General features: G+C 73.9%; 12 protein-coding genes. 7 read left to right on the top strand and 5 right to left on the bottom strand.

What is annotated here, in order from left to right:
• Positions 1 to 2: 2 nt before the first annotated feature.
• From ACQPXD_RS40335 to ACQPXD_RS40315, 5 genes are all read right to left on the bottom strand, one after another.
• Positions 3 to 1175: a hypothetical protein gene (locus ACQPXD_RS40335; RefSeq protein ID WP_432827642.1), complete on the bottom strand. Its 1173-nt coding sequence runs from the start codon at positions 1173 to 1175 to the stop codon at positions 3 to 5.
• A gap of 22 nt (positions 1176 to 1197) precedes the next feature.
• Entirely contained in the window at positions 1198 to 2055 is an 858-nt protein-coding gene (locus tag ACQPXD_RS40330; RefSeq protein WP_432827640.1) for an ABC transporter permease, read from the bottom strand.
• Positions 2056 to 2131: 76 nt separating this feature from the next.
• Positions 2132 to 2866: an ABC transporter ATP-binding protein gene (locus ACQPXD_RS40325; protein WP_432827638.1), complete on the bottom strand. Its 735-nt coding sequence runs from the start codon at positions 2864 to 2866 to the stop codon at positions 2132 to 2134.
• Positions 2863 to 4074 (bottom strand): amidohydrolase family protein, encoded by a 1212-nt coding sequence (locus tag ACQPXD_RS40320; protein ID WP_432827636.1) that lies wholly within the window; start codon positions 4072 to 4074, stop codon positions 2863 to 2865. Before ACQPXD_RS40320 ends, ACQPXD_RS40325 begins: the two co-directional genes overlap by 4 nt.
• Entirely contained in the window at positions 4071 to 5069 is a 999-nt protein-coding gene (locus ACQPXD_RS40315) for a methylenetetrahydrofolate reductase C-terminal domain-containing protein (protein ID WP_432827634.1), read from the bottom strand. The genes ACQPXD_RS40320 and ACQPXD_RS40315 overlap by 4 nt, the downstream gene beginning before the upstream one ends.
• A gap of 180 nt (positions 5070 to 5249) precedes the next feature.
• Here ACQPXD_RS40315 and uraD point away from each other — a divergent pair, with 180 nt between their 5' ends.
• Genes uraD through pucD form a run of 7 tightly spaced genes read left to right on the top strand, consistent with a single transcriptional unit; the run spans position 5250 to position 11840 of the window.
• Positions 5250 to 5738: a 2-oxo-4-hydroxy-4-carboxy-5-ureidoimidazoline decarboxylase gene (gene uraD, locus ACQPXD_RS40310; protein WP_432827632.1), complete on the top strand. Its 489-nt coding sequence runs from the start codon at positions 5250 to 5252 to the stop codon at positions 5736 to 5738.
• A 28-nt stretch (positions 5739 to 5766) separates the two neighbouring features.
• Complete coding sequence (uraH, locus tag ACQPXD_RS40305; RefSeq protein ID WP_432827630.1) at positions 5767 to 6072, top strand: hydroxyisourate hydrolase; 306 nt, start codon at positions 5767 to 5769, stop codon at positions 6070 to 6072.
• Between the two features lie 3 nt (positions 6073 to 6075).
• Entirely contained in the window at positions 6076 to 6954 is an 879-nt protein-coding gene (gene pucL / locus ACQPXD_RS40300; RefSeq protein ID WP_432827628.1) for a factor-independent urate hydroxylase, read from the top strand.
• A complete protein-coding gene (locus tag ACQPXD_RS40295) occupies positions 6942 to 7799 on the top strand; it encodes an FAD binding domain-containing protein (protein WP_432827626.1) in 858 nt (285 codons plus the stop codon). The genes pucL and ACQPXD_RS40295 overlap by 13 nt, the downstream gene beginning before the upstream one ends.
• A complete protein-coding gene (locus ACQPXD_RS40290; protein ID WP_432827624.1) occupies positions 7784 to 8242 on the top strand; it encodes a (2Fe-2S)-binding protein in 459 nt (152 codons plus the stop codon). The genes ACQPXD_RS40295 and ACQPXD_RS40290 overlap by 16 nt, the downstream gene beginning before the upstream one ends.
• Complete coding sequence (locus tag ACQPXD_RS40285) at positions 8239 to 9576, top strand: 8-oxoguanine deaminase (RefSeq protein ID WP_432827622.1); 1338 nt, start codon at positions 8239 to 8241, stop codon at positions 9574 to 9576. The genes ACQPXD_RS40290 and ACQPXD_RS40285 overlap by 4 nt, the downstream gene beginning before the upstream one ends.
• Positions 9573 to 11840 (top strand): xanthine dehydrogenase subunit D, encoded by a 2268-nt coding sequence (gene pucD, locus ACQPXD_RS40280; protein WP_432827620.1) that lies wholly within the window; start codon positions 9573 to 9575, stop codon positions 11838 to 11840. Before ACQPXD_RS40285 ends, pucD begins: the two co-directional genes overlap by 4 nt.

Raw genomic sequence — 11840 nt, 5'->3', positions numbered from 1 at the left:
GGCTACTTCAGGCCGATCGACGGGTCGATGAACTCGTTGGTGGCCAGGTCCGCGGGCTTGATGTCGGCCTTCATCTCCTTGTTCTGCGCGGTGAAGATGGGCTTGGCGATGTCGATCAGCGCCTGCAGCCGGGCGTCCTCGAAGTTGCCCAGCGTGCTGTCCTTGCCGTTGCCGACGATGCCCAGCGCCCGCATCTGCTTGACGCAGTTGTCGGCGACGCCCTGGCTGTAGGTCCAGCCGTTGTTGTACTGCTCGACCAGCTGCAGGATGAGCTTGTTCGTCGCGGCCGGGTTGTTCATGAAGTCGACCTGGGCCTGCTGCATGATCGGCACGAGCTTCTTCAGGCAGGGCGCCAGCTTGTCCTTCTCGCCCGCGCGGATGGCCAGCATCTGCTGGTAGAAGTCGAAGCCCGCGTCGGCGATGAGCTGGAACTTGATCGGCTTGCCGAAGGCCTTGATCTCGTGCTCGTAGATGTAGGGCTCGGCGGTGGCGAAGCCCTGCTGGGCGATCTTGCCGCCGGAGGCCACGAAGTTCGCGGGCGCGCCGTCGTAGGAGCCGTCGACCTGCGACTTCTTCAGGATGCCCTTGCCGGTGAAGTACTCCATGTAGGTCGCGCCCTGGAAGTACATCACCTTCGTGTCGGTCTTGCCGATGTCGGCGATGGTCTGCCAGTCCGGGTGGGCGTCCGGCGACCACATGATGATCTGCGGGCTCTTCTCCAGCCCGGCGAAGACGCCCAGGGTCGGCTGGGTCTTGGAGAACGCGATGGCATCGTCGGAGCCGCCGTAGCCCAGCGTGATGGAGGTGTCGGAGTACATCTGGGCGGCCACGTTCTGGAAGCCGATCGCCGGCCCGCCGGCCCGGATCTCCAGCTTCACGCCGGTGTCGGTGCCGTCCTTGGCCACCAGCGCGCCGGTGACCCGCTTCTTGTCCGCGTCGATCTTCGGGTTGGGCCCGAGCAACTGGTAGGTGCCGCCGTGCTCGCTCTCCGGGTTCCAGTCGGTCTGGACGACCACGGTCGACGGGCAGACGCCCGCCAGGTCGTAGGCCGACCCGGCCGCGGCCGACGGCCCGGCGGAGGCCGACGTGCTGGTGTCGTCCTCGGACGCGCAGGCGGCGAGGGCGAGTAAGGAGACGGCGGCGGTCAGCGCCGCCGCCCATTTCGGACGGTTCATGGACACGCTCCCGTTTATTGATTTACCCGCGACCGGCCTGGTACCACTTGCCGACGACCTGCCGGCCCAGCCAGCCGAAGAACACGAACACCGCGATGCCGAGCAGGCTCGCGAGGATCACCGCCGCGTACATCTGCTCGGTCTGCAGCCGCGAGCGGTAGACGTCGATGAGGATGCCGAGCCCCGGCTTGCCCTGCTTGAAGAACAGGTCGCCGACGAGCGCACCGATGACCGACAGGCCGGCCGAGATCCGGAACCCGGCGAACATGGCCGGCAGGCCGGCCGGGAACATGAGCTTGAACAGCACCGTGGCCCGGCCCGCGCCGTGCAGCCGGAACAGGTCGCGCATGCCCGCGTCGGCCGACTGCAGGCCGAACAGGGTGTTGGCGATGATCGGGAACAGCGCGATGAGCACGCAGACGAGCAGCCGGCTCTCGAAGCCGAAGCCGAGCCACAGCGCGATCAGCGGCACCAGCGCGAGGATCGGGATCGTCTGCAGGATCACCGCCCACGGATACAGCGAGAGTTCCAGCCACTTCGCCTGGCTCATGAGCACGGCCGCGCCGACCCCGACCACGATGGCGATGGCCAGGCCCAGCAGGGCCACCTCGGTGGTGAGGCCGAGGCCGCGCATGAGGGCGTCGAAGTTCTTCGGGTCACCGAAGCCGACCTCGATGATCTGGTCCGGCGGCGGGAGCAGGAAGCGGCGGCTCTGCGAGAGCACGCCGTAGGAGATGTAGTACCAGGCGCCGATGATGAGGGCGAAGACGCCGACCGGGGGCAGGACCCGCCACAGCAGCCGGGGGCGGCGCCGGCGGCCCGCGGGCGCGGTCGTGGCGGGCGCGGCGACCGCGTCGGAAGCCGCCTGCATGACGCTCATGCCGACACCTCGCTGGCGCTCGGCGTCGCCATGAGGCACGACACACGCCGCAACATGATTCGCTCGCTACGCTCACTCATGCGTGTGCTCCTCTGAGGTGGCCGGAGATCTCGCCGCACAGCGCCGCGAAGTCGGGGGAGAAGCGCAGGGCGGGATCCCGGGGGTACTCGAAAGGGATCGGCACGTCGGCGAGGATCCGGCCCGGGCGGCCCGACATGACCAGCACGCGGGTGGACAGGAACACCGCCTCCATGACCGAGTGCGTGATGAACAGCGCCGCGAAGCGCTGCAGCCGGAACAGCGAGAGCAGCTCGTCGTTGAGCCGCTCCCGGGTGATCTCGTCGAGCGCGCCGAACGGCTCGTCGAACAGGAACAGGTCCGGCGACAGGGTCAGCGAGCGGGCCAGCGACGCCCGCATCCGCATGCCGCCGGACAGCTCGTGCGGCATGTGCTTCTCGAAGCCGGTGAGGCCGACCAGCTCGATCGCCTCGGCGGCGCGCTTGCGCCGCTCCGAGCGGTCCAGCCCGTGCAGCTCGGCGAGCAGCTCGACGTTGGCCCGCACCGAGCGCCAGGGCAGCAGGGTGGCGTCCTGGAAGACGTATCCGAGCCGGTCCGCGCCGACCGTGACCTCGCCGGCGGTGGCGTCGTCGAGGCCGCTGGCGATGCGCAGCAGGGTGCTCTTGCCGCAGCCGGACGGCCCGACGATCGAGGTGAACTCGCCGGGCGCGACGGCGAAGTCGGCGCCGGTCAGCGCGACCGTGCCGTCCTTGAACGCCTTGCCGACGTCGTGGAACCGCAGTGCGGCGGTCATGGGTGGCTCCTTGCGGGCGGGGCGGCGAGGGTGCGGGTGACGGTGGTGGTGGCGACCAGCCGGCCGCCCCGCCACACCAGGCGGTCCTGGTCGGCGGCGCCGAGCGCGGCGATCAGGTCCTCACCGCGCAGGGCGACCAGGTCGGCCGGGGCGCCGGGCTCGACCGCGACGGCGGGCAGGCCGAGCGCGGCCCGGGGTGCGGCGGTGACGGACTCGACGGCGTCGGCGGCGCCGAGGTGCCCGGCGATCACCATCAGCGCGGCGACCTCCAGGGGATCCCCGCGCCCGACCGGGTGGAACGGGTCGCGCAGGTTGTCCCCGCCGGCCGCGACGAGGGCGCCGGCCCGGCGCAGCGCGTGCACGGCGGTGAGCCCGCGCGGCGTGCCGACCGGATGGTCGCGGCCCTGCAGGAACAGGTTGGTCTGCGGCAGCGCCACCACGGCGACGCCGGCCGCGCTGACCAGCTCCGACACCCGGCGCTGCTCGTCCGGCGGCTGTACGCCGAGGCTGACGCAGTGGCTCGCGGTCGCCCCGTGCTCGAAGCCGGTCCGCGACACCAGGTCGGCCAGCGTGGCCAGGGTCAGCTTGGCCGGGTCGAGGGTCTCGTCGGTGTGCAGGTCGATCGGTGTGCCGGCCTCGCCCGCCGCGTCGAGGCAGATCGCGACCGCCTTGTCCGGCTCGGGGTCGAGGTGCGGGCAGCCGCCGGCGATGTCGGCGCCACTGCGCAGCGCGTCGCGCAGGTTGGCCCCGGCCTCGCCGCCCAGCGGGTTGCCGACGAGCGCGACCAGCTGCAGGTCGACCAGGCCGGCCCAGTCGGCGCGGACCTCGCTCAGCGCCTCCAGGGCCCGCATGCCCATGGTCGAGCCGACGTTGACGTGGGTGCGGATCGCGGTGGTGCCGTGCGCGAGCATGACCCGCACCGCCCGGTCGGCGCGGCGGCGGATGTCGTCCTTGGTGAACCGGTCGGCGGCGGCGTGCATGGCCCGGATGGCGCCGAGCAGGTCGCCGGTCGGATTGTCCACCGTCGAGGCGGTGAGCGCCTTGTCGAGGTGGGCGTGCGGCTCGACGAACGAGGGCAGCAGCACGTAGCCGGTCAGGTCGGTGCCGGGCCCGGGGGCCGGGTCGGTGACGGCACCGATCCGCCCGCCGGCGATCGACACGTCGGCGATCCGGCCGTCGGCGAGGGTGGCATTGCGCAGGACCGTCACGGGCGCAGCTCCCGCCCGATGGTCGCCAGGTCGCGGGCGATGGCCAGCTCCTGCCCGGACCGGGTGCCGCCGGAGAGGTTGACCCCGTCGATGCCCGGGTGGGAAAGCAGCGCCCGGGCCAGCTCGACCGCGGCGGCGATGCCGGCGACCCGCGGGTCGGGCGCCTCGTAGATCCCGGCCAGGTAGCCCGGCGGGAGCCGACCGCCGGCGAACCCGGCGAGCACGGCGGCGGAGAACGCGTCGGTGGCGACCGGCACGCAGGCCAGCACGGTGCCGGTGAAGCCGGCCGCGCGCAGCTCCTCGGCGGCGGCGTGCACCCGCTCCGGGCCGCCGCAGTGGTCGACGACGACGATGTCGGCGCCGGCCGCGATCTTGGTCAGCGCCCGGGGGAGCCGGACCGCGGCCGGCGGCGCCGCCGGGGCGTGCGCGACGGAGACGATCAGGTCCAGCCGCCGGGCCAGGGCGGTGAGCTCGACCGAGTCGAGGTCGAAGACGGCCGCGGCGTCGGGCCGGTGGCCCAGCGCCGGGTGGTCGCCGGTGATGCAGTGCACCCCGGCCGCGCCGGCGTCGCGGCAGGCGGCCAGCTCGCCCTCCAGCGCGACCCGGTTGCGGTCCCGGCAGTTGATGCCCGGCCAGGCGGCCAGCCCCTCGTCGGCGAGGACCCGGGCCCGGTAGGACGGCGGGAACTGCACCCGCTCGCCGCCGTGGTCGCCGAGCAGGAACGCGTCGGCGGTGCCGGACAGCAGCCGGGCGGAGGCGCGCAGCGCTGCGGTGTCCAGCGGCACGGCGGGCAGGTCGGTCAGCACGAACGGCTTCGGCAGCCGCAGCCGTTCACCGATGGCCGTGTCGAACGACCATTCCAAGGGGTACGGGCACATGCCCGCCGACGGCACCTCGCACGCGCCGCCGTCCGTCACACCGGCGCACGGGCCGTGCGTCATGTGCTTCGGACAGGCCTGCCGGGCGAGTGCCCGGTCCGGCGCGATGTTGGTCACGCCAACAATCTCGACGCCCCGGCGTCATCGGTGGTTTCGCGTACGTGACGCTTCCGTTTCCACACCTCGGGCCCCGTTCGAGTCGCGGGTCCGGACAAAAGGCGGATACTGGACATGATCGCGGGGGGCTGGACATGAAACATCCCCGGAGTACTGTGCCGGGATACGAGAGGGGTGCCGATGCTCGACCGGTTCAACGGCCTCGCGCCCGAGGCCGCCGAGGAAGCCCTCCTCGCCTGCTGCGCGTCGCCCGGCTGGGCGGCCCGGGTGGCCGCCGCCCGACCATATCCGACCTCGGCCGACCTGGTGGTGGCCGGGGTGTGCGCGTTCGACGAGCTGGGCTGGACGGATCTGCAGCAGGTCCTGGCCGCGCACCCGCGGATCGGGCAGAAACCGGCCGGGGTGAGCACCGAGTCCGCCTGGTCGCGCCGCGAGCAGGCCGGGGTGCGGGGCTCCGCCCGGGAGCTCGCCGAGGTCAACGAGGCCTACGAGCGCCGCTTCGGCCACCTGTTCCTGATCTTCGCCAGCGGCCGGTCCGCGGAGGAGATCCTGGAGGCGGCCCGGGGCCGGCTGCGCAACGACGACGAGACCGAGCGCACCGTGGTCCGCGGCGAGCTGCGCAAGATCGTCGAGCTGCGCCTCGAGCGGCTCGCCGAGGCGGCTGCATGATCGTTCGGAGCGGAGTGGAGGCGACGGTATGAGCGTCTCCACGCACGTGCTCGACACCGCCCGCGGCATCCCCGCCACCGGGGTGCCCATCCGGCTGGAGACCGCCGCCGACCGGCTCCTGGTCGGGGAGGGCACCACCGACGTCGACGGGCGGTTACGGTTCGAGGACGTGAGCCTCGGCCGCTACCGGCTGGTCATCGACACCGCCGCCTACCTCGGCGAGGACGCGTTCTTCCCGGAGGTGGCGATCCAGTTCACCGTGGCCGACGCGCGGCACCACCACGTGCCGCTGCTGCTCAGCCCGTTCGGCTATTCGACCTACCGGGGGAGCTGAACCGTGTCGACTTTCCAACCGGGAGCCAAGACCTTCGAGCTAGGCCCGAACCAGTACGGCAAGGCCGAGACCCGCATCGTGCGCGTCGCGCGCGGCGGCGCCGGCGGCGACGCGATCACCGACCTCAACGTGAGCGTCTCGCTGCGCGGCGACCTCGCCGCGAGCCACCTCACCGGCGACAACAGCGCCGTGCTGCCCACCGACACGCAGAAGAACACGGTCTACGCGTTCGCCCGCGAGCACGGCATCGACGACATCGAGTCGTTCGCGGCGCGGCTGGCGGAGCACTTCGTCGCCTCGCAGCCGACGATCCACGAGGCCCGGGTCTCGATCGAGCAGTACCCGTGGGACAGCGTCGACGGCGTGCACACGTTCCGCCGCGACGGCGGCGAGGTGCGCACCGCGGTCGTGCACCACGGCGCCCACGGCACCCAGACCGTCTCCGGGGTCTCCGGTCTGGTGCTGCTCAAGACCACCGACTCGGAGTTCCACGGCTTCGTCAAGGACCGCTACACCACGCTGCCGGAGACCACCGACCGCATCCTCGCCACCTCGGTCGACGCCACCTGGCGCACGGCCGGCGCCCCCGCCGACGCCGCCAAGGCCCGCGCCGCGCTGGTCGAGGCGTTCGCCGGCACCTACAGCTACGCCCTGCAGCAGACCCTGTTCGAGATGGGCTCGCGCGTGCTGGAGCAGTGCCCCGAGGTGCTCGAGGTCAAGCTCTCGCTGCCCAACCGGCACCACTTCCTCGTCGACCTGGCCCCGTTCGGCCTGGACAACCCCAACGAGGTCTACTACGCCGCCGACCGTCCCTACGGGCTCATCGAGGGCACGGTGCGCCGCTCGGTGGACATCCCCGAGGAGGTCCGGTGGACTTTCTGAGGCCGTCCACCTGGCCGGAGGCGCTCGCCGCGAAGGCCGAGCACCCCGAGGCGGTGCCGATCGCCGGCGGCACCGACGTGATGGTCGAGCTCAACTTCGACCGGCGCCGCCCCGCCGCCCTGCTCGACCTGACCCGGGTCGCGGCGCTGACCGAGTGGGGTGGCGACGGCGAGCACCTGCGCATCGGCGCCGCCGTGACGTACCGCCGCATCATCGACGAGCTCGGCGGGCGCCTGCCCGGCCTGGCGATGGCCGCCCGCACCGTGGGATCGCCGCAGATCCGCAACCGCGGCACCGTCGGGGGCAACCTCGGCTCCGCCTCCCCGGCCGGGGACGCCCACCCGCCGCTGCTCGCCGCCGGCGCCAGCGTCGAGGTCGCCTCCGTGCGCGGCGCCCGGCGCATCCCGGTCGCCGAGTTCTTCACCGGCCCCAAGCGCAGCGCGCTCGCAACCGACGAGCTCATCGCCGCCTTTCTCCTCCCGCCGGCCGCCGGCGCCCAGCAGTTCGCCAAGGTCGGCACCCGCAACGCCATGGTCATCGCGGTGTGCTCGTTCGCCCTGGCGCTCGACCCGGCCCGGCGCACCGCCGGCACCGGCATCGGCTCGGCCGGGCCGACCCCGCTGCGCGCCGCCGAGGCCGAGGCGTTCGCGGCCGAGCTGCCCTGGGAGAGCCGCGAGCCGCTGCCGGACGCGACCGTGCACCGCTTCGGCGAGCTGGTCGGGGCCGCGGCCCGGCCGATCGACGACGTGCGGGGCAGCGCCGCCTACCGCCGGCACGCGCTGAGCGTCCTCGGCGGGCGGACGCTGCGGTGGGCCTGGGAGGAGTACCGATGCGCGTCAACCTGACCGTCAACGGCGAGCCGATGGCCGCCGACGACGTGTGGGAGGGCGAGAGCCTGCTCTACGTGCTGCGCGAGCGGCTCGGCCTGCCCGGTGCCAAGAACGCCTGCGAGCAGGGCGAGTGCGGCTCGTGCACGGTCTACCTGGACGACACCCCGGTCTGCGCCTGCCTGGTCGCGGCCGGCCAGGCGGAGGGCCGCGGGGTGCGCACCGTGGAGGGCCTGGCCCCGCCCGACGCGCTGCACCCGATCCAGCAGGCGTTCCTGCGGGCCGGTGCCGTCCAATGTGGATTCTGCACCCCCGGCCTCATCGTCGCCGTGCACGACCTGCTGGAGCGCAACCCGGACCCGAGCGACCCGGACATCCGCGAGGCCCTCGCCGGCAACCTGTGCCGCTGCACCGGCTACGAGCACATCGTCGCGGCGGTCAAGCTGGCGGCCGCTCGATGATCGTCATCGAGCGCTGCGCGATCGCGACGGTGGACGCGGCCGGGACCGAGCACACCGAGGGGCACATCGTCGTGGCCGGCGACCGGATCGCCGCCGTCGGCGCCGGGCCCTACCGCGGCGACGCGAGCGTCACCCGGGTCGACGGCCGCGGCTGCCTGGCCACCCCCGGCCTGGTCAACACCCACCACCACCTCTACCAGTGGGCCACCCGCGGCTACGCCCAGCAGGAGATCCTCTTCGGCTGGCTGCGCGAGCTGTACCCGGTCTGGGCCCGCCTCGACGCCGGCATCGTCCACGCCGCCGCGGCCGCCGGCCTCGCCCAGCTGGCCCTCACCGGCTGCACGACGAGCACCGACCACCACTACGTCTTCCCGCGCGGCGGCGGCGACCTGCTCGCCGCCGAGATCGACGCGGCCACCGCGGTCGGGCTGCGCTTCCACCCCTGCCGCGGCTCGATGGACCTGTCCGTCAAGGACGGCGGCCTGCCCCCGGACAGCGTCGTCGAGGACACCGACGCCGCGCTCGCCGCGACGAAGGACGCCATCGACCGCTTCCACGACCCGTCGCCGGGCGCCATGGTGCGCATCGCGGTCGCCCCGTGCAGCCCGTTCTCGGTCACGCCCCGGCTCATGCGGGAGGCCGCCGACCTGGCCCGCGGCGAGGGCGTGCGGCTGCACACCCACCTGGCCGAGACCGTCGAGGAGGAGGGGTACTGCCGGGAGGTCCACGGCTGCACCCCCGTGCAGTACGCGGAGAGCCTCGGCTGGCTCGGCGACGACGTCTGGCTCGCCCACACCGTCCACCTCGACGCGGAGGCGATCGGCCGGCTCGGCGCCACCGGCACCGGCGTCGCGCACTGCCCCAGCTCCAACGGGCGGCTCGGGGCCGGCATCGCCCCCGTCCGCGACCTGCTCGACGCGGGCGCCCCGGTCGGCCTCGGCGTCGACGGCGCCGCCTCGCAGGAGGCCGGGCAGCTCGGCGCCGAGCTGCGCCAGGCCCTCTACCTGGCCCGGCTGCGCGGCGGCCCGGCCGCGCTCACCGCCCGCGAGTCCCTGGCCCTGGGCACCATCGGCGGCGCCCGCTGCCTCGGCCGCGCCGACGAGCTCGGCTCGCTCGAGCCCGGCAAGCTCGCCGACATCGCGCTATGGGACCTGTCCGGCCTCGGCCACGCCGGCATCGCCGACCCGGTCGCCGCGCTGGTCCTCGGCCCGCCCGCGCCGCTGCGGCTGCTGCTCGTCGGCGGCCGGGCCGTCGTGCAGGACGGCGCGCTGTCCACCGTGGACGAGGCCGGCCTCGCGACGGCGCTGGCCCGGGCCGCGAAGGAGCTGCGATGACCAGCACGGTCGCGACCACCACGGCCAACGGGATCGGCACCTCGCCGGTCCGCCCCGACGGCACGCTCAAGGTCACCGGCGAGTTCGCGTTCTCCTCCGACCTGTGGGCCGACCGGATGCTGTGGGGCGCCACGCTGCGCAGCCCCCACCCGCGCGCCCGCATCACCGGCATCGACCTCACCGAGGCGGTCGCCATGCCGGGGGTGTACGCCGTGCTGACCGCCGAGGACGTGCCCGGCGTCAAGCACTACGGCCTCGAGCACCGCGACCAGCCGGTGCTCGCCATGGGCCAGGTCCGCTACGCCGGCGAGCCGGTGGCGATCGTCGCCGCCGACCACCCGGAGACCGCCCGCCGGGCCGCGGCCCGCATCGCCGTGGCCTACGAGGTGCTCACGCCGGTCGTGGACGCCGAGGCGGCGCTGGACCCGGCCGCCGAGCGGGTCCACGATGCCGGCAACCTGCTGCGGCACGTGCCGATCCGCAAGGGCCCGCAGGACGCGACGGCCGCGGTGGTGGTGACCGGCGACTACGAGGTGGGGATGCAGGACCAGGCGTTCCTGGGCCCGGAGTCGGGCCTGGCCATCCCGGCCGAGGACGGCGGCGTGGACCTGTTCGTCGCCACCCAGTGGCTGCACGCCGACCTCGGCCAGGTCGCCGGCTGCCTCGGCCTGCCCAAGGAGAAGGTCCGGCTCAGCCTGGCCGGCGTCGGTGGCGCCTTCGGCGGCCGCGAGGACGTGTCGATGCAGGTCCACGCCTGCATGCTGGCCCTGCACACCGGCCGCCCGGTGAAGATGGTCTACTCCCGCGAGGAGTCGTTCTTCGGCCACGTCCACCGCCACCCCGCGAAGCTGCGCTACGAGCACGGCGCCGACGCCGACGGCCGGCTCGTCTACGTCAAGGCCCGGATCGTGCTCGACGGCGGCGCCTACGCCTCCACCTCGATGGCCGTCGTCGCCAACGCCACCACGCTCGGCATCGGGCCGTACCGGGTGCCGAGCGTGAGCATGGACGGGTACGCCGTCTACACCAACAACCCGCCGTGCGGCGCCATGCGCGGCTTCGGCGCCGTGCAGGCCTGCTTCGCCTACGAGTCGCAGATGGACCGGCTCGCCGAGGCGCTCGGCCTCGACCCGGTGGAGGTGCGCGTCCGCAACGCCCTCGAGCCCGGCGATACGATGCCGACCGGCCAGGTGGTGCCCGCCCCGGCCCCGGTCGCCGACCTGCTGCGCCGGGTCCGCGACCGGCCGCTGCCGGCCGAGCCGGCGCCGGGCGAGGCGGACCCGCGGCAGCTGCCCGGCGGCGTGGCCAACACCACCCGCGGCGAGGGCGTGCGCCGGGGCGTCGGCTACGGCATCGGCATCAAGAACGTCGGCTTCTCCGAGGGCTTCGACGACTACTCCACCGCCCGGGTGCGCCTGGAGGTCGTCGGCGGCGAGCCGGCCGCGGTCGTGCACACCGCCGCCGCCGAGGTCGGCCAGGGCCTGGTCACCGTGCAGGCGCAGATCGCCCGCACCGAGCTCGGCGTCGACCAGGTCACCGTGGCCACCGCCGACACCTCGGTCGGCAGCGCCGGCTCCTCCTCGGCGTCCCGGCAGACCTACGTCACCGGCGGCGCGGTCAAGGCGGCCTGCGAGGCGGTGCGCGCCGAGGTGCTGCGCCGGGCCGGGCTGGCCGAGGGCCGGCTCGCCGGCGGCAAGCTGCTCACCGTCGCCGGGGACGTGGTCGCCGACCTCGTCACCGTGCTCGGCGACGAGCCGGTCGAGCGGACCGTCGAGTGGCGGCACCGGCCCACCTTCCCGATCGACCCGCGCACCGGGCAGGGCGAGGCCCACGTGCAGTACGCGTTCGCCGCCCACCGGGCCACCGTCGACGTCGACGTGGAGCTCGGCCTGGTCCGGGTCGTGGAGATCGCCACCGCGCAGGACGTCGGCAAGGCCCTGCACCCGCAGTCGGTGCGCGGCCAGATCGCCGGCGGCACCGCACAGGGCCTGGGCCTGGCCGTCATGGAGGAGATCCAGGTCGTGGACGGGCTGATCCGCAACCCGTCGTTCACCGACTACCTGATCCCCACCATTCTCGACGTACCCCCGATGAAGATCGACGTCCTCGAACTGGGTGACCCCGAGGCGCCCTACGGGCTGCGCGGCATCGGCGAGCCGCCGACCATCTCCTCCACGCCCGCCATCGTCGCCGCGATCCGCGCCGCCACCGGGCTGGCGCTGCGGCGGGTCCCGGTCCGCCCCGAGCACCTCACCGGCACCTGA

Source organism: Dactylosporangium sp. CA-092794 (assembly GCF_050948465.1).
Lineage (GTDB): Bacteria > Actinomycetota > Actinomycetes > Mycobacteriales > Micromonosporaceae > Dactylosporangium.
This window is presented reverse-complemented; position numbering and strand designations above follow the sequence as displayed.

Coding starts and splice junctions, on each gene's coding strand:
- ACQPXD_RS40330 (WP_432827640.1), bottom strand. CDS start 2,055: ATGAGCGTCATGCAGGCGGCTTCCGACGCGGTCGCCGCGCCCGCCACG.
- uraD (WP_432827632.1), top strand. CDS start 5,250: ATGCTCGACCGGTTCAACGGCCTCGCGCCCGAGGCCGCCGAGGAAGCC.
- ACQPXD_RS40290 (WP_432827624.1), top strand. CDS start 7,784: ATGCGCGTCAACCTGACCGTCAACGGCGAGCCGATGGCCGCCGACGAC.
- pucD (WP_432827620.1), top strand. CDS start 9,573: ATGACCAGCACGGTCGCGACCACCACGGCCAACGGGATCGGCACCTCG.
- uraH (WP_432827630.1), top strand. CDS start 5,767: ATGAGCGTCTCCACGCACGTGCTCGACACCGCCCGCGGCATCCCCGCC.
- ACQPXD_RS40285 (WP_432827622.1), top strand. CDS start 8,239: ATGATCGTCATCGAGCGCTGCGCGATCGCGACGGTGGACGCGGCCGGG.
- ACQPXD_RS40335 (WP_432827642.1), bottom strand. CDS start 1,175: ATGAACCGTCCGAAATGGGCGGCGGCGCTGACCGCCGCCGTCTCCTTA.
- ACQPXD_RS40325 (WP_432827638.1), bottom strand. CDS start 2,866: ATGACCGCCGCACTGCGGTTCCACGACGTCGGCAAGGCGTTCAAGGAC.